The 14,874-nt window shown below is 40.8% G+C and carries 17 protein-coding genes; 8 read left to right on the top strand and 9 right to left on the bottom strand.

Annotation, left to right across the window (positions count from 1 at the left end):
• Window positions 1-150: 150 nt before the first annotated feature.
• Complete coding sequence (locus tag SAE01_RS07120; protein ID WP_147202977.1) at window positions 151-1,164, bottom strand: FKBP-type peptidyl-prolyl cis-trans isomerase; 1,014 nt, start codon at window positions 1,162-1,164, stop codon at window positions 151-153.
• Window positions 1,165-1,170: 6 nt separating this feature from the next.
• Window positions 1,171-2,178 carry a DHH family phosphoesterase gene (locus SAE01_RS07115; RefSeq protein WP_147202976.1) on the bottom strand — a complete coding sequence of 336 codons (1,008 nt, stop codon included), beginning with the start codon at window positions 2,176-2,178 and terminating at the stop codon, window positions 1,171-1,173.
• A gap of 131 nt (window positions 2,179-2,309) precedes the next feature.
• Here SAE01_RS07115 and SAE01_RS07110 point away from each other — a divergent pair, with 131 nt between their 5' ends.
• Window positions 2,310-2,726 (top strand): nucleoside-diphosphate kinase, encoded by a 417-nt coding sequence (locus SAE01_RS07110; RefSeq protein ID WP_147202975.1) that lies wholly within the window; start codon window positions 2,310-2,312, stop codon window positions 2,724-2,726.
• Between the two features lie 62 nt (window positions 2,727-2,788).
• On the opposite strand, the gene SAE01_RS07105 is transcribed toward SAE01_RS07110, so the two are convergent.
• The 6 genes from SAE01_RS07105 to rpmB form a co-directional block, all read right to left on the bottom strand.
• A complete protein-coding gene (locus tag SAE01_RS07105; protein WP_147202974.1) occupies window positions 2,789-3,106 on the bottom strand; it encodes a hypothetical protein in 318 nt (105 codons plus the stop codon).
• 178 nt (window positions 3,107-3,284) lie between these two features.
• Window positions 3,285-4,496, bottom strand: coding sequence for an MFS transporter (locus SAE01_RS07100; protein ID WP_147202973.1), 1,212 nt, complete (start codon window positions 4,494-4,496; stop codon window positions 3,285-3,287).
• 104 nt (window positions 4,497-4,600) lie between these two features.
• On the bottom strand, window positions 4,601-5,563 hold the full coding sequence (ftsY, locus tag SAE01_RS07095; RefSeq protein ID WP_147202972.1) for a signal recognition particle-docking protein FtsY: 963 nt from the start codon (window positions 5,561-5,563) through the stop codon (window positions 4,601-4,603).
• A 198-nt stretch (window positions 5,564-5,761) separates the two neighbouring features.
• Window positions 5,762-5,935: a DUF4295 family protein gene (locus tag SAE01_RS07090; RefSeq protein WP_147202971.1), complete on the bottom strand. Its 174-nt coding sequence runs from the start codon at window positions 5,933-5,935 to the stop codon at window positions 5,762-5,764.
• Between the two features lie 75 nt (window positions 5,936-6,010).
• On the bottom strand, window positions 6,011-6,193 hold the full coding sequence (gene rpmG / locus SAE01_RS07085) for a 50S ribosomal protein L33 (protein WP_147202970.1): 183 nt from the start codon (window positions 6,191-6,193) through the stop codon (window positions 6,011-6,013).
• A gap of 21 nt (window positions 6,194-6,214) precedes the next feature.
• A complete protein-coding gene (gene rpmB / locus SAE01_RS07080) occupies window positions 6,215-6,451 on the bottom strand; it encodes a 50S ribosomal protein L28 (protein ID WP_147202969.1) in 237 nt (78 codons plus the stop codon).
• A gap of 137 nt (window positions 6,452-6,588) precedes the next feature.
• Here rpmB and rocD point away from each other — a divergent pair, with 137 nt between their 5' ends.
• Entirely contained in the window at window positions 6,589-7,821 is a 1,233-nt protein-coding gene (gene rocD, locus SAE01_RS07075; RefSeq protein ID WP_147202968.1) for an ornithine--oxo-acid transaminase, read from the top strand.
• A gap of 47 nt (window positions 7,822-7,868) precedes the next feature.
• Window positions 7,869-8,570 carry a VIT1/CCC1 transporter family protein gene (locus SAE01_RS07070; protein ID WP_147202967.1) on the top strand — a complete coding sequence of 234 codons (702 nt, stop codon included), beginning with the start codon at window positions 7,869-7,871 and terminating at the stop codon, window positions 8,568-8,570.
• A 107-nt stretch (window positions 8,571-8,677) separates the two neighbouring features.
• On the opposite strand, the gene SAE01_RS07065 is transcribed toward SAE01_RS07070, so the two are convergent.
• Window positions 8,678-9,064 (bottom strand): hypothetical protein, encoded by a 387-nt coding sequence (locus SAE01_RS07065; protein WP_147202966.1) that lies wholly within the window; start codon window positions 9,062-9,064, stop codon window positions 8,678-8,680.
• A 593-nt stretch (window positions 9,065-9,657) separates the two neighbouring features.
• Here SAE01_RS07065 and SAE01_RS07060 point away from each other — a divergent pair.
• The 5 genes from SAE01_RS07060 (at window position 9,658) to SAE01_RS07040 (ending at window position 14,821) form a co-directional block, all read left to right on the top strand.
• A complete protein-coding gene (locus tag SAE01_RS07060) occupies window positions 9,658-11,001 on the top strand; it encodes an APC family permease (RefSeq protein ID WP_147202965.1) in 1,344 nt (447 codons plus the stop codon).
• A gap of 170 nt (window positions 11,002-11,171) precedes the next feature.
• Complete coding sequence (locus SAE01_RS07055; RefSeq protein WP_147202964.1) at window positions 11,172-12,338, top strand: trans-sulfuration enzyme family protein; 1,167 nt, start codon at window positions 11,172-11,174, stop codon at window positions 12,336-12,338.
• Between the two features lie 42 nt (window positions 12,339-12,380).
• A complete protein-coding gene (locus SAE01_RS07050) occupies window positions 12,381-12,776 on the top strand; it encodes a VOC family protein (protein WP_147202963.1) in 396 nt (131 codons plus the stop codon).
• 133 nt (window positions 12,777-12,909) lie between these two features.
• Window positions 12,910-13,362 carry a nuclear transport factor 2 family protein gene (locus SAE01_RS07045; protein WP_147202962.1) on the top strand — a complete coding sequence of 151 codons (453 nt, stop codon included), beginning with the start codon at window positions 12,910-12,912 and terminating at the stop codon, window positions 13,360-13,362.
• 322 nt (window positions 13,363-13,684) lie between these two features.
• Window positions 13,685-14,821, top strand: coding sequence for a Gfo/Idh/MocA family protein (locus SAE01_RS07040; RefSeq protein WP_218029105.1), 1,137 nt, complete (start codon window positions 13,685-13,687; stop codon window positions 14,819-14,821).
• The last annotated feature ends 53 nt before the right edge of the window (window positions 14,822-14,874 follow it).

Raw genomic sequence — 14,874 nt, 5'->3', positions numbered from 1 at the left:
TAACAAAAAAATATTATTGGTACAGAAAACCTGGAAACTACAGAACTGCTTCACAGAGGCATCCTTCTCCTCATGAGAAGGAACGAGGATGAGGTTAATTAAAAAAGCTCCCTTTTGGGAGCTTTTTTAATTTTTCAAATATCCGTATAATTATCGTGGAGCTTGTTGCTGACGAGGGTCTTGTTGCTGACCTCTTTGCTGTTGCATTTGCTGCTGTAATTGTTGAATTTGCTCAGGAGTAAGATTATTCATTCCACCGGGTTGACCAGTTGGAGCTGCCTGCTTTGGCGCATCTTTTACGTCTCTTATTTCTATATCAAAAATCAGGTTTGCATATGGAGGAATAGCACCCTGGCTTCCTTGCGGGCCATAAGCAAGCATAGCCGGAACAAATATTTTTCCTTTGCCACCCTTACCAAATAAAGGCAATGCCTCTTCCCATCCTGGAATTACCTGTCCTTGTCCAACAGGAACTTCAAGCGGGTCAGTGTGCCCTTTTGATGAGTCCATATTAGTATCAAAAATCCTCTTGTTATCATCCACCAAATAACCTCTGTACATGATAGTAGCAACTTTGCCTGGTTGTGCTTTTTGCGCATCACCTGCATTATCAATTTGTACAAAAGCACCATTTTTTGTTTCCTGGGCTTTAATGCCTTTTTTAGATAAATAGTCCTTGATTTCTTTTACCTCACGATCCTTCTCTCCCGCCATTTCTTTTTCGTAATCAGCCTTTATATCATTTTCATTTGTAAAGGTTTTCAGGATGCTCATCTTGCATTTAATCTGGTCGCCCCTTTTAAACATTTCGTTGTAGTCCGGGATAGCACCTTTTGATTTTAAGCTGTCTACACTTATCGAGAAAATAACGCTGTCGCCTTGTCTAACCTTGGGCAACAACTCCATAAAAGAGTAGGCCGTTTTTGCACTTGTATCAACAGCCGTAAAAAGTGGAACTTTTCCATAAGTGCTATTTAAGATAGTGTCTTTCGGACTTAACAGGTATTCTATGTTCAACTTTGCAAACATCCCCGCTTTTAAAGTTGACCCACCTCCTTTACCGTGGATAATTTTATAAGTAAGACCCGATTTAGTCTTCTCATAATTCGTGTTGCACGATGCCATTACTACGGCAAGCGCTGCAAGCGCTAACATTTGTTTCATTTATAATTATTGTAATTGTTCCTGATATTGTTTTATTACTTTTTTAAACTTCCATACTGTTGCGTCAAGCGACTCGTCCGTACGACCTCCTGCTGCGTTGAAGTGTCCTCCGCCCTCAAAATGAGTGCGGGCAAATGTGTTCACATCAAAATCACCTTTACTTCTAAAGCTCCACTTGCGCTCTTCGTCTCGGTCGATGACCAGCGCTCCAAGTTTTATTCCCTGGATGGTCAACAACTGATTAACTAAACCCTCTGTGTCGCCAGTTTTTATACGAAACCTCAAAAGGTCATTTTTAGAAATAGACATCATTGCCGTATTGCATTCGTATAATACTTCCATTCGGTTTAGCAGTGCATAACCAATAAAACGCACCCTGTTTTCAAGAAAGCTGTCATATATGTTTTCATGAACAATGGTGTGATTAAAGCCGGTATCTTTTAGACGGGCAACCATCCTATGAACATCACCTGTTGTTGATGGAAACCTGAAAGAACCGGTATCCGTCATGACGCCGGTATATAAACATTGGGCAACGTGAGTATCTATCTTATCTGCAAAACCGCTATCAACAATAAAATCATATACCATTTCACAAGTGCTACTTTTATTGGTATTGCTTACTCCATAAGTAAAGTATTCTTCCTGCGGCTGTTGATGATGATCGATAAGAACCTTTGTGCATTCCAGTTCCGCTAAAACAGGTTCCATGTTTTTTGTTCTGTGCAACACATTAAAATCAAGACAAAAAAGAAGTTCTGCTTCTTTGATCAACGCTATCGCGACCTCTTTCGAAGCTTCAAAGTCAACAACGTTAGCTACGCCCGGCATCCATTTTAAAAAGCCTGCCCAGTTAGTAGGTGAAACAACAGTGACCGAATGACCAAGGCTCGTTAAAAAGTGATATAAGCCAAGTGAAGAACCCATAGCGTCGCCATCAGGTTTTTGGTGAGTGGTTATAATCACCTTTTTCGGTTCAGCTAGTTGAGGGTAAAAGGCTTGAATAGATTGCATAGAAAGGCGGCAAAATTGTATTATTTGCTTAACAACGTCAAAATAATTTTACACTCTTAACAAAAACCAATATAAATATTAGGCTTTTTAACCTATTCCCCGCACTTTTGCGCAGCAAATAGAAATAGGTTATGACAAACAGAACTTTCACAATGATTAAGCCTGATGCCACTTCGAAGGGACATACAGGAGCTATTTTAGACCAGATTATTAAAGCCGGATTTACCGTTAAAGCAATGAAGTGGACTAAACTTTCAACTGAAAAAGCGGGTGAATTTTACGCTGTACATAAAGAGAGGCCGTTTTATGGTGAGCTAGTAGATTTTATGAGTAGCGGTCCAATAGTGGCGGCAATTCTTGAGAAAGAAAACGCGGTTGCAGATTTTCGTAAATTAATTGGAGCGACTAATCCTGCTCAAGCTGAGGAAGGAACGATCCGTAAAAACTTTGCAGCGTCTGTGGGCGAGAATGCGGTTCACGGAAGTGATAGTGATGAGAATGCAGAAATCGAAGGAAACTTCTTTTTCAACTTTTTCGAGAGGTACTAATTTCTCAGATATAATTTAAAACAGCCTGAATTTTATTCGGGCTGTTTGTATTTAAGGACTACCTATAGTTCAAAGTCCTCATTATCTTCCATATCGAACTGGTCAAATTGCTCTTCTAACGTAGCATCAAAAATTTCGAAATTGAAGTCGAGGCCAGCTTTTGCAATACCATACACAAACCCATAATTCAAGTCGAATAGATCGTTTTGAGTCAACCAATCTTCAGCGGTAGCACGAAGGATCCAATCATAAAAAACAGTATTGTCTGTACTATCTTGTCTGGTTGCATTTAGTTCGCTCAGCGGCATTGAGAACTTATGTATCCCCCCACCTTTCCATTCGATATTGCTGTCTGTAACTTTCCAATTTCCAAAGTCCATAGCTTTTTTTTCAAATGTAAGTATGTGTGACGAAAAAGATTGTCTTTTTTTGCCGTCGGCATTTGTATTCTAAGCGCCTTCGTTGCGACGCTCCGTTCAACTTTTCAACATCATTGAGCCGAAGTTTAGAAATGGGGTAAAATAACTTTTGCATCACCAGCTGACATACTTGCTTGCATCAGGCCTTTAACAGTTGCATGCGGATCTTAATAATAAAAGCTGAAAGCAATGTAATACAGCCAACAATGATAATGGCAACTTGAAGACTAAACTGATCGGCTAAAACACCAGTTAACACCGCACCTAACGCATAACCGAGATCTCGCCAAAAACGAAAAATGCCAATGCTTTGTGCTCTTTGCTGAGGATGAGAATTTTCGGCAATGGCGGCAGCAAAAATTGGATACACGGTCGCCTTACCTAATCCTAACACAACCGACAGGACAATAAAAAACTGTAAGGCAGAAGCGGTAGACAACACTAATAAGGTCAAGCCTTGCAGGAACATACCTATAAAAAGAAACCTCTTTTTAGGTACAAAGTCGCCCAAACGCCCCGAAAACAATTGTCCAATTCCCCAACAAGCAGGATAAATCGCCGTTACTAAACCAACTTGTGCAACAGAAAATCCTTTCGCGTGCAACAACAAAGGATATAGTCCCCACATCATCCCATCATTCATATTATTAACCAAGCCGGCCTGGGTAACTGCACTTAAGTTTTTATTTAAGAGCGTTGTTCCCCAAAAAACATTTTTCAGTTCGCCAGACGTGTCAGTGGCTGATGCTGCTAATGTCATCTGGCTTCTGGTATCTTTTATAAAGAATATACTACAAAGTAAGCCTGCAATTGAAAAGACAACACCTACAAAAAACGGGTATGGTCTCAATCCATATTCTGCAGCCAAATAAGCAACCAAAAAAGTGATAAGCCCTACAGCAAAATAACCGGCAAATTCATTTAAACCCATTGCCAATCCCCTGTTCTTTTCTTCTGCTAAATCTATTTTCATCACTACAGTGCTTGACCACGCGAGGCCCTGGTTTAAGCCAAGTAAAATATTAGCAGCGATAATCCAATTCCAGGTAGGAGCATACATTAATATCCAGGGGATGGGAAGAGCAAAGAGCCAGCCGGTAACAAGTAAATTTTTGCGGCCGTAGTTATTTGCAAAAAAACCGGTGTAGTAGTTAGTAATTGCTTTGGTAGCTCCAAAGGCTACTATGAAGGAAAACATGGCAGTTTTCGATGCCAGGTGAAAGATCTTTTCAGCAAGCTGGGGAATAAGCGATCTTTCCATCCCAACCATTCCACCTATAAAAGCAGTGATAATAACAAGTAAAGTGAATTGCTGGAGATTGTTTCGAATTCCAACCTTAACGTGCTCCATCAGTTTAAATAATTATTCTAGTCTTTTGCCGAATAGCAATAAAAAAGAGCAGGCTTAAATGATTAGGATTATAAGGTTGGGAAACGATATTTAGAAGGCTTATATTAATCCTCTAGTTTGAATAAGCTATCCACGAATTCGTGTTTATCGAAGATCAGCAAATCCTCCATCTTTTCACCCACACCAATAAACTTAACGGGAATTTTAAACTGGTTTGCGATTGCCAGCACAACTCCACCTTTTGCAGTACCATCGAGCTTTGTAATGGCGAGGGCCGTAACATCGGTAGCTGCGGTAAACTGTTTGGCCTGCTCCACCGCGTTTTGGCCAGTCGATCCATCTAATACCAGCAACACTTCATGAGGCGCATCAGGAATTACTTTTTGTACAACACGCTTAATTTTTCCCAATTCTTCCATCAGGTAAATTTTATTGTGCAAGCGTCCGGCTGTATCTATGATGATGACGTCGCTTCCTCTTGCCACGCCACTTTGCACCGTGTCAAATGCAACTGCCCCGGGATCGCTTCCCATTGGCTGTTTTACAATAGGCACTCCTGTTCGATCGCTCCAGATTGTAAGCTGGTCAACAGCAGCTGCCCTAAAGGTATCTGCAGCACCCAGCAATACATTTTTGCCGGCCTTGGTAAAGTTGTAAGCAAGTTTACCGATGGTGGTTGTTTTACCAACTCCGTTAACGCCTACTACCAGAATAACATAGGGCTTTTTACCGGCAGGGGTAGAAAAATCTTTGTAACTATTTTCTGGCGAAACAACAAGCATCGCCCGAATCTCGTCCTGCAGGATTGAGTTCAATTCGCTTGTGTTTACATATTTGTCCCTTGCAACACGGTCTTCAATTCGCTTTATTATTTCTATGGTTGTGTCTAATCCCACATCTGCACCAATAAGAGCTTCCTCTAACTGGTCAAGCACCTCTTCATCAACCGTACTTTTACCCGCAATGGCTTTTGTTATCTTGGTAAAAAAATTTTCCTTGGTCTTTTGCAAACCCTGATCGAGACTTTCCTTTTCTTTTTTTCCAAATAACTTTCCTAAAAAACTCATACTGTGGTTAGTTTAAATGCTTGACGATTTACGTTGATTAGAATTACTGTAAGTTGAAGTGTGCGACGCAACAATGCTGATAAAAGATGAACGGGGGCTTCAAAAAAATATTAAAGTTTGCAATATAGATAAGTAAAATACAAAAAGCCATCCCTCATAGGACAGCTTTAATTATTTCAACACCAACTTAGGCAACAATTACTTGCTGGATAAAAAATCCTTAACCTTGTCCTTGTGTACGATAGCTTCTTTAAAAGTGTAAGCTCCAGTTTTAGGGCTACGAACTGCCTTAATAACCTTGCTCCAGTTTTTAGCTTCTGCTGCTGCCTTTTGGTCTTTAGTCTTAATCGCTGTTTTAGCTGCTTTTGCCATGTTTATAAGTTTTATGTTTAAGGTTTAAGGATTCGGGCTGAAGCAAACTTGCAACCCAAAACCAACAACTTTAAACTATTTAATTTCTTTGTGTACAGTTACTTTTTTCATGATCGGGTTGAATTTCTTCAACTCCAAACGCTCAGGGCTGTTCTTTTTATTCTTTTCAGTGATGTAGCGGCTTGTACCTGGCAATCCACTGTTTTTGTGTTCAGTGCATTCCATAATCACTTGTACCCTGTTACCTTTCTTTGCCATTATATAAAAATTTATGGGTGTTTATATTTTAACGCCTTTCGCTTTCATTTCCTTCAACACGCTAGACAATCCGTTTTTATTAATAGTACGGATAGCTTCTGAAGAAACCTTTAAAGTGATCCAACGATCTTCTTCAACAAAGTAAAAACGCTTTGTTTGTAAATTTGGAAGGAAACGACGTTTGGTCTTAATGTTTGAGTGAGAAACAGTATTTCCAACGATTGGCTTCTTACCGGTTACCTGACATACTCTCGCCATGATTTGTTTTTTTTCGGAGTGCAAATGTCATTAATTTCATTAAAAGAAACAAAAGAAATTGACTCTATTTTAAAAAAGAAAGGCAAGTGCATCAAAATTAACTTTTCAATACGCCCACTTCTTAATCAATCATCACCATGACAATTAATACCGCCAATTCTCATACTGCTCATTTCCTGGACTTGGAAGAGAAATATGGCGCACATAATTACCATCCTTTGCCAGTTGTACTTAAAAAGGGGCAGGGTGTGTTTTTATGGGATGTTGAAGGCAAGAAATATTACGATTTTTTAAGTGGTTATTCTGCAGTTAACCAGGGACATTGTCACCCGAGAATAATTGCCGCGTTAGTAGAACAAGCGCAAAAACTAACACTTACAAGCCGCGCTTTTCATAATAATTTATTAGGAGAGTACTGCAGGTATATAACAGAATACTTCGGATACGATAAGGTGTTGCCCATGAATACTGGTGTCGAAGGTGGCGAGACGGCAATAAAGCTCGCTAGGAAGTGGGGTTATATAAACAAGGGTATTCCGGACAATAAAGCGAAGATCGTTTTTGCTACACATAATTTCTGGGGACGAACACTCGCTGCTATCTCTTCATCGACTGATCCTGACAGTTACACAAATTTTGGCCCTTATATGCCCGGTTTCGAACTGGTTCCTTATAACAATCTAACCGAACTCGAAAGAGCTTTCCAAGACTCTAATGTAGCAGCTTTTATGGTTGAGCCTATACAGGGAGAAGCGGGTGTAGTGATCCCTGACGATGGTTATCTAAAAGGTGTTCGTGAATTGTGTGACGAGCACAATGTTTTATTTATTGCCGATGAAATTCAAACCGGCTTATGCCGGACGGGAAAAATGCTCGCATGTGATCATGAAGATGTAAGGCCGGATATACTGATACTTGGCAAAGCCTTAAGTGGAGGTGTCTTGCCGGTTTCAGCGGTGCTTGCAGACGATGAAATAATGCTCAACCTAAAAGCAGGCGAGCATGGCTCAACTTACGGAGGAAATCCGCTGGCATGCGCAGTTGCAATCGAAGCTTTGCAAGTCTTAAAAGACGAAAACATGGCTCAAAATGCAGCGGATATGGGAAAGCTTTTAAGACATGAACTTGAGAATCTGCGCTCCCCTGCAATCCAACTCGTTCGTGGAAAAGGCCTTCTAAATGCCATCGTTATCAACCACGCTGACCCTAACGCTGCGTGGCATCTCTGTATAGAATTAATGAAAAATGGTTTGTTGGCAAAACCAACGCATGGCGATAAAATCAGGTTTGCGCCTCCATTAATTATCAGTAAAAAGCAGGTTTTGGATTGTATTCAAATTATTAAACAGTCGCTAAAAGTACTCGAATAGGTAAAAATCTTTAGTTGCCGGTTTTTATCCAGGTTCAAACCAATTACATGCACGATCATTACTCGCACGAAGAGCATTCCAACAGTTCTGATGTTTTAAGAGATATTGTTATTGGTATGAGTGACGGGCTAACCGTTCCGTTTGCCCTCGCTGCAGGATTAAGTGGCGCTGTCGACAACACTAGTCTTATCGTTATAGCAGGGCTGGCTGAAGTTGCGGCAGGGTCAATCGCAATGGGACTTGGAGGCTACTTAGCGGGTCAGACCGAGGTCGATCATTACAATGCGGAACTTAAGCGGGAATATGACGAAGTCGAAAATTTGCCCGAAAAAGAAAAAGAAGAAGTAAGAGAATTTTTTGAAGGACTTGGACTGAGTAAAGAAGTGCAGGAGAAAGCGGTTCAGGAACTTACAAAAGACAAAGACGTTTGGGTGGAATTTATGATGAAGCACGAACTGGGCCTCGAGCGGCCGGATGAAAAGAGAGCCCGTAAAAGCGCTTTTAACATCGCCCTTTCTTATATCGTTGGTGGACTTGTGCCGCTATCGCCCTATTTTTTTACTGACAACACTCTTAAAGGTTTGAAGGTTTCTGCCATCATTACTCTTATTTGCTTATTTATTTTTGGCTATTATAAATCTACCATGACCGGTGTAGCACCGATACAGGGAGGTTTAAAAGTAATGTTTATCGGGGCTCTCGCAGCGAGTGCAGCTTTCGTGATTGCAAGACTTATTGAAGGACATTGACCTTTGGTAGCGCGCATTTGAATAAAAGGAATCTTCTCTTGCGTCGCACTCTTGTGCGCTTGTTCAATACTGAAAATTTTTTAAATCTGGAGCACCTCCTCAATCATCTACTCTTTCAACTTCACCTTTGGAATAGTGGTCATGACCAGCATTAGTATGGAGAGTAAGAGAATGGCATAGATGCCGAAACGCTTCTCCGGGCACTCTCCAAAATCGCAGTGCGTAACAATTAAAAAGTTGCGGATGCCCCATGCAAAGTTGAATGCTCCGACAAAAAGATTAGTTCGTTTCGCCCACAACGTTGGGATTAGAAAAAATAGTATGCAGAGAACTGAAAAAGCAATATGAAGAATTCCAGGTTTACCGTAGCGTGTCGGTTCAGTGTGAAGGCCGGTGATAGTAGTTTTAATAGATTCAATATATACCCAAGGTAAAAAGCAACAGCCAATAAGTAGAATAGCGACGATTACACCAACATAATTTGAATACTTCATAATACGATGAACAACTTAGGATTTTGCAAAAAATAGATGAAAAAGGTTAAAACTAGCTTTTAAACAACCAGGCACCTTTAATGTTTCCTCGGCGCAAAAGTATATCTATTATCTCCGCTACCTCCTTTACAAACTTCCCTTTTCGCTGGTAGCATGCTGTCTCTAGAGCTTGTCCCAAATTTGGCATTATGTCCGAACAGGCTAAAGGTTTAACCTTTAGAAGTACTAAAGCTTGCTAACGCGGGGCAACTTTGAGCCACTCTAATAATTATACAATGACTGTAAAACAACCGCTAGCCCAGCTAGAAGAAAATAACAACTCCGAAGCTTCGATCCTGCTTTTTAGCTTTGTAATAGCTTTTGTCGCTGGAATACTTATGGTCAGCACGCTGTTTTTTACAGTTAAAAAATTAGAAAGTAAACATCTTTTATCTGATAACATTACTTATTCAAACAGATAATTAGCTAGTTCTTTCTGTCCTTCATTTGCGTGTCTTTCCAGGCCTTCCCGGTAACTATTTTACGAAAGCAAGTTTTAGTCGAATTAATGTTACTTGCTTTTTTATCAATAAATTACCGGCCTAATCTACTGCATGCAAACTAAAACGAAGCTCAACATTTTTGACTTCACCATGATCGTGGTGAGCCTGGTAATCGGGATGGGTATTTTTAGAACACCAGCTAATGTTGCGGCTGCAGTTCCTACTCCTTTTGTTTTTTTTGTTGTTTGGCTCGCTGGCGGGTTGGTCGCTTTATGCGGTGCACTTACTTATGCTGAAATTGGTTCGCGGTTTCCCGTTACCGGTGCTTATTATAAAATCTTTTCTTACTGTTATCATCCTTCCATTGCCTTTGCAATCAACTGCATCATCCTCGTTTCAAATGCAGCTTCGTTAGCGGGCGTTGCACTCATTGGCGCAGAGTACATAACAAAAGTAATTGCACCTAATGCTACAGATGTTCAATTTATACAGATAGGTATCGCCATATTTTCCATTGCAGTTTTTTATGGTGTAAACCTGCTTGGCCTCAGGATGAGTGCAAAAACACAAAACGTACTTACTGTTATAAAAATCTCCATGATCCTGTTGCTGATGGCACCGCTATTTTTTGCAACACCTTCGGCAGATTTCATTCCTCAAACTTTACAAAATGCCAGCCCGGCTTTCACTGAATATATCAAAGCTTTCGGCATTGGCCTTGTCGCTGTTTCTTTTACTTATGGCGGGTACCAGCAAACGATCAACTTTGGTGCAGACGTAGAAAATCCCCGTAAAAACATTCCCCGCGGAATCTTTATTGGCATTTTTGTAATCATCACTCTTTATCTCGCAATCAACTATGCGTACATAAGAGTAATAGGTTTTGACAATTTAAAAGGCGCAAAAAACATTGCGGCAATTATGGCGTCGCATGTGTTTGGAGACGCGGCAGGCAGAATACTATCAGTCCTTTTATTTCTGTCTGTATTGGCGTACGTAAATGTACTACTCATGAGCAACCCAAGAGTGATGTATGCAATGAGCGAAGACAACGTGCTGCCGAAAGTCTTCGGCGCAAAGAACGAGCGTACAAATGTCTTAACGACTTCACTTTCCGTTTTTGCAGCTATCTGTATCCTGATTGTTTTTTGGGCGAAAGAGTTCGATGAAATCCTCGGTTTTACTATTTTTCTAGACTGTATCGGCATGGCCACTTCCGCTGCAACCATTTTTATTCTAAGAAAGCGAACAGCTGATCTCGACGAGACAAAGATTTATACCGTTGGCCTCTACCCTCTTCTTCCGCTGATATTTATTGCTGCTTATATTTTCGTAGCCATCAGCATTTTTATCGATCGGCCAGCTACTGCCCTTACTGCTTTAGCCGTGTTGGGCGGGTTTACAATTTTATACTTTGTAACAAAAGGCACTCAAAAACAATCAAAGCAGGCTTAGAGGTTTATTACTGTTTTTGATACAGCCATTTGTTTTTAATGAGTCATCGTTGCGTCGCATTTCGTTCATCAGAAAATCTTTGTGCATCTATTCCTACTTGTTATGTTGCGGGCGAAATGCCAGCCCAATAAATAAAAAAATGATTTATTTGCCATTCTAAAAAATCTCCCTTGGATACATCTTATCTTATAAATGAGTTTGCTGAAGATCGAGCGCTTTATTTTAATGCAGTCGCCCCACCTATTATGCAGACAAGCAACTTCGTTTTTAAAACGGTTGATGAAATGCGCAGCGCGTTTAAAGACGAATATTCAACTTACCTCTATAGCCGTGGCTTGAACCCCACAGTTGATATGCTTCGCAAAAAACTTGCAGCGCTCGATGAAGCAGAAGATTGTCTCGTTTTCAATAGCGGAGCTGCCGCCATTTTTGCTGCTGTGCTGGCCAATGTAAAAACGGGCGACCACATCGTTTCCGTTAAAGCACCCTACTCGTGGGCTCAAAAAACTTTCGATGTATTTCTTACTCGTTTCAACATTACCACAACCTATATCGACGGAACCGATATTACGAATTTTGAAAAAGCTATTACTGCCAATACATCCATCATTTACCTTGAATGTCCCAACAGTTGGGACTACTCCCTGCAGGATTTGCAAGCTGTAGCGCAACTAGCCAAAAAACACAACATCGTTACTATTTGCGATAACAGTTATTGCACGCCAATTTATCAAAAGCCTATCACTTTTGGAATCGATCTTGTTTTGCAATCTGCTACCAAATATATTGGCGGACACAGCGACACAGTTGCAGGAGTTTTAAGTGGCAGCAGCGAAATGATGGCAAGAATCTTCAATAGCGAATACCTGAATATTGGAAGCGGCATCCAGCCTTTTAATGCGTGGCTTTTGTTGCGTGGCCTACGGACTCTGCCGGCAAGGTTAGAACGTATTTCGGCAACAACTCTTGAAGTAATAAAATTCCTACAATCCAATCCAAAGGTTGAAAAAGTAATCTATCCGCTCGACGAAAGCTTCCATCAATATGAGCTTGCTAAAAAACAAATGAAAGGTGCCGGTGGATTACTAACGTTTGTATTGAGGGCTGAAACGGCGTGCGAGATAGAAACTTTTTGCAACTCACTAAAACATATTTTAATGGCAGTAAGTTGGGGGGGTTACGAGTCTTTAATCATACCAAAAGTAGCGGGGATGGAACGACTAACATTTGATCGAAACATTGCGGACCATCAAATGGTAAGGCTATATGTCGGCCTTGAAGAAGCGACCTACATAATCGAAGATTTACAGCAAGCTTTTGATAAAATGAAAGAATGACTATTTTGACGAACGATTCTTTTACAATCAAAAAAGTTAGCTATGCCTGAACCACAAAAAACCACTTTCGCCCCGCAGCTTAATATACAAAGCGGCGTTACCAATATTGATTTTTATATAAATGGCTTTGGTGCCATCGAATTAAGGAAATGGTTAAACGACGACAGTTCCATACACGTTGCAGAGTTATCAATAGACGGAGCAGTATTTCACCTTCACGAGGAGACTCTTAGATTGGGCAGTTTTAGCCCGGAAAGGCATGGAGGAACGACAACAACCGTAGGACTATTTGTACCGGATGTGGATGCCTTTATAGCGCGGGCAATTGCAGCAGGCGCAACAGAAATTTCACCAGCACAAGATTATGATTATGGCTACAGGCAAGCTAAGATTAAAGATCCGTTTGGACACCTGTGGATGATCGAGATGAAAATTTAAGTAGCCTAGAAACACGGGGTAACGAACAGAATAGTTAAAAGAAATTCTGGCGGGTTAATTTAGAAATTAGAATGTAAATTACAAGGCGATTAATAAGATTGCTTTCAAAGATTTTAAAATAAAAATGATGGTTATGCTAAAAAAGAGTTGCTTGTTTTTGTTCCTCGTTTTATCTACAGTGCTAACCTTTGCCCAGGCTAAAGAAGAGCAGGCAGTGGCCCAACAAGTAGAAAAATTAAGAAAGGCTATGATTGATGGCGATCAAACGGCGCTACAAAATCTAACCTCTGATAAACTTACTTACGGCCATAGTTCAGGTACTATTGAGGACAAAAAGTTATTCATTGGAAATATTGTGAATAAGAAATCTTCTTTTGCTACGATGGACCTCACTAATCAAACCATTAGCATAAGTGACAACGTTGCGCTTGTTCGGCACAAATTAGATGCTGTAACAAGCAACGATGGAAAACCTGCCGAAGCGCATTTATTCGTTTTGCTTGTATGGCAAAAGACAGGTGGTCAATGGAAGCTTGTGGCAAGGCAGGCAGTAAAACAACCCGTAGAAACTGCTGCTGCTAAATAATTAATATATAAAACTTATGTCAGGGGCAGTCTCAATGCAAGAGGCTGCCTTTTTCATTTTATGTTGCAAGCCTTTAGTAACATTTTAAAAGAGGTTGTTTCACCGACTTAATTATCAAAAACGGTTTATCTCTTTTAAAATATTACGACATTGCAACCGGCTAAGCAATAAAGCGTAAGAAAAGATGCATCGTTACGAAAAGTACAAGTGAGTGACACAACGATGCTTAATTGAAAAACAAGAGCTGGTCCCAAAAAAATAAGTTATTAAAAAGGCTGCAAAATATATAGTTAGAGCTAAGAATAAATTGTAAACATCTAGTATGAAAACGGAAATATTAAATCAAGAATTGGGTTCGATAAAATCACCTTCGAGAAGAGATGTAATTAAAACGCTTGCTGCTGCCAGCGCGGGATTAATCTTTTCTCCAAATACTTTACTCGCCGCCACAAGGCAGAAAAAAGACAAGCTGGGTGTAGCACTCGTAGGCTTAGGATATTATAGCACAGACCTGCTGGCACCCGCGCTACAGCAAACAAAAAATTGCTATCTCGCCGGTATCGTAACCGGCACTCCTGCCAAAGCAGAAGCATGGAAAAAGAAGTACAACATACCCGACAAGAATATTTATAACTACCAGACTTTCGACCAGGTTGCAAACAACCCGGACATAGATGTTATCTACGTGGTACTGCCGCCGTCGATGCATAAGGAGTATGTGATACGCGCAGCAAATGCGGGCAAACATGTGTGGTGTGAAAAACCGATGGCAATATCTGCAGGCGAATGCGGTGCAATGATAGATGCCTGCAAAAAGAATAAGCGCTCGCTGGCGATTGGTTACCGCCTGCAGCATGAACCAAATACCCAGGAATACAGAAAATTAGTAAAGCAAAATAAGCTTGGCAAAGTACTTAAAGCTAGCTGCGGCGCCGGGTATGTAGAGAATCGCACTGATCATTGGAAACAAAACAAGGCCCTCGGCGGCGGCGTTTTGTACGACATGGGTGTGTACGCAATACAAGGTTCAAGACTTGGAACTGGTTTGGAGCCTGTAGGTGTAATGACTGCAAAGACCTCTACTAATCGTCCGCAGATTTATAAAAATGGCCTTGACGAAACTACCACTGCTACCCTTGCATTTCCCGGTGGTATTATGGTAGATATAAAAACGAGCTTTGGAGAAAACATCAATTATCTCAATATCAACTGCGACAAGGGCGAGATAAAAGTTGCGCCCTACCAGGCATATGCCGGCGTAATTGCTGATAGTCCGTTGGGTCAGATCAATCATCCTTACACTGTTCCCTGGCAGCAAGCCAAACAAATGGACGACGACGCAACTTCCATTATCCAGGAAAAGCCAATGCTCGTACCGGGCGAGGAAGGCCTTCGGGATATCAGGATCGTTGAGGCTATTTACAAATCAGCCGCAACCGGAAGACCAGTTGAAATATAATCTACGCTTAGCTGTTACTGGTCGTTGTCTTTTGAAAACGTAACTTGATTTTG

The sequence above is a fragment of the Segetibacter aerophilus genome (genome assembly GCF_007991655.1).
Lineage (GTDB): Bacteria > Bacteroidota > Bacteroidia > Chitinophagales > Chitinophagaceae > Segetibacter > Segetibacter aerophilus.
Note: the sequence above shows the minus strand (reverse complement) of the source record. Positions and strands in the feature narration are given on the sequence as shown.

Excerpts from the sequence above, each read along its gene's own strand:
- SAE01_RS07090 (WP_147202971.1), bottom strand. The coding sequence starts at position 5,935 with ATGGCAAAAGCAGCTAAAACAGCGATTAAGACTAAAGACCAAAAGGCA.
- SAE01_RS07065 (WP_147202966.1), bottom strand. The coding sequence starts at position 9,064 with ATGAAGTATTCAAATTATGTTGGTGTAATCGTCGCTATTCTACTTATT.
- rpmG (WP_147202970.1), bottom strand. The coding sequence starts at position 6,193 with ATGGCAAAGAAAGGTAACAGGGTACAAGTGATTATGGAATGCACTGAA.
- ftsY (WP_147202972.1), bottom strand. The coding sequence starts at position 5,563 with ATGAGTTTTTTAGGAAAGTTATTTGGAAAAAAAGAAAAGGAAAGTCTC.
- SAE01_RS07060 (WP_147202965.1), top strand. The coding sequence starts at position 9,658 with ATGCAAACTAAAACGAAGCTCAACATTTTTGACTTCACCATGATCGTG.
- SAE01_RS07040 (WP_218029105.1), top strand. The coding sequence starts at position 13,685 with ATGAAAACGGAAATATTAAATCAAGAATTGGGTTCGATAAAATCACCT.
- SAE01_RS07050 (WP_147202963.1), top strand. The coding sequence starts at position 12,381 with ATGCCTGAACCACAAAAAACCACTTTCGCCCCGCAGCTTAATATACAA.
- SAE01_RS07100 (WP_147202973.1), bottom strand. The coding sequence starts at position 4,496 with ATGGAGCACGTTAAGGTTGGAATTCGAAACAATCTCCAGCAATTCACT.
- SAE01_RS07070 (WP_147202967.1), top strand. The coding sequence starts at position 7,869 with ATGCACGATCATTACTCGCACGAAGAGCATTCCAACAGTTCTGATGTT.
- SAE01_RS07105 (WP_147202974.1), bottom strand. The coding sequence starts at position 3,106 with ATGGACTTTGGAAATTGGAAAGTTACAGACAGCAATATCGAATGGAAA.
- SAE01_RS07045 (WP_147202962.1), top strand. The coding sequence starts at position 12,910 with ATGCTAAAAAAGAGTTGCTTGTTTTTGTTCCTCGTTTTATCTACAGTG.
- SAE01_RS07120 (WP_147202977.1), bottom strand. The coding sequence starts at position 1,164 with ATGAAACAAATGTTAGCGCTTGCAGCGCTTGCCGTAGTAATGGCATCG.
- SAE01_RS07110 (WP_147202975.1), top strand. The coding sequence starts at position 2,310 with ATGACAAACAGAACTTTCACAATGATTAAGCCTGATGCCACTTCGAAG.
- SAE01_RS07115 (WP_147202976.1), bottom strand. The coding sequence starts at position 2,178 with ATGCAATCTATTCAAGCCTTTTACCCTCAACTAGCTGAACCGAAAAAG.
- rocD (WP_147202968.1), top strand. The coding sequence starts at position 6,589 with ATGACAATTAATACCGCCAATTCTCATACTGCTCATTTCCTGGACTTG.
- rpmB (WP_147202969.1), bottom strand. The coding sequence starts at position 6,451 with ATGGCGAGAGTATGTCAGGTAACCGGTAAGAAGCCAATCGTTGGAAAT.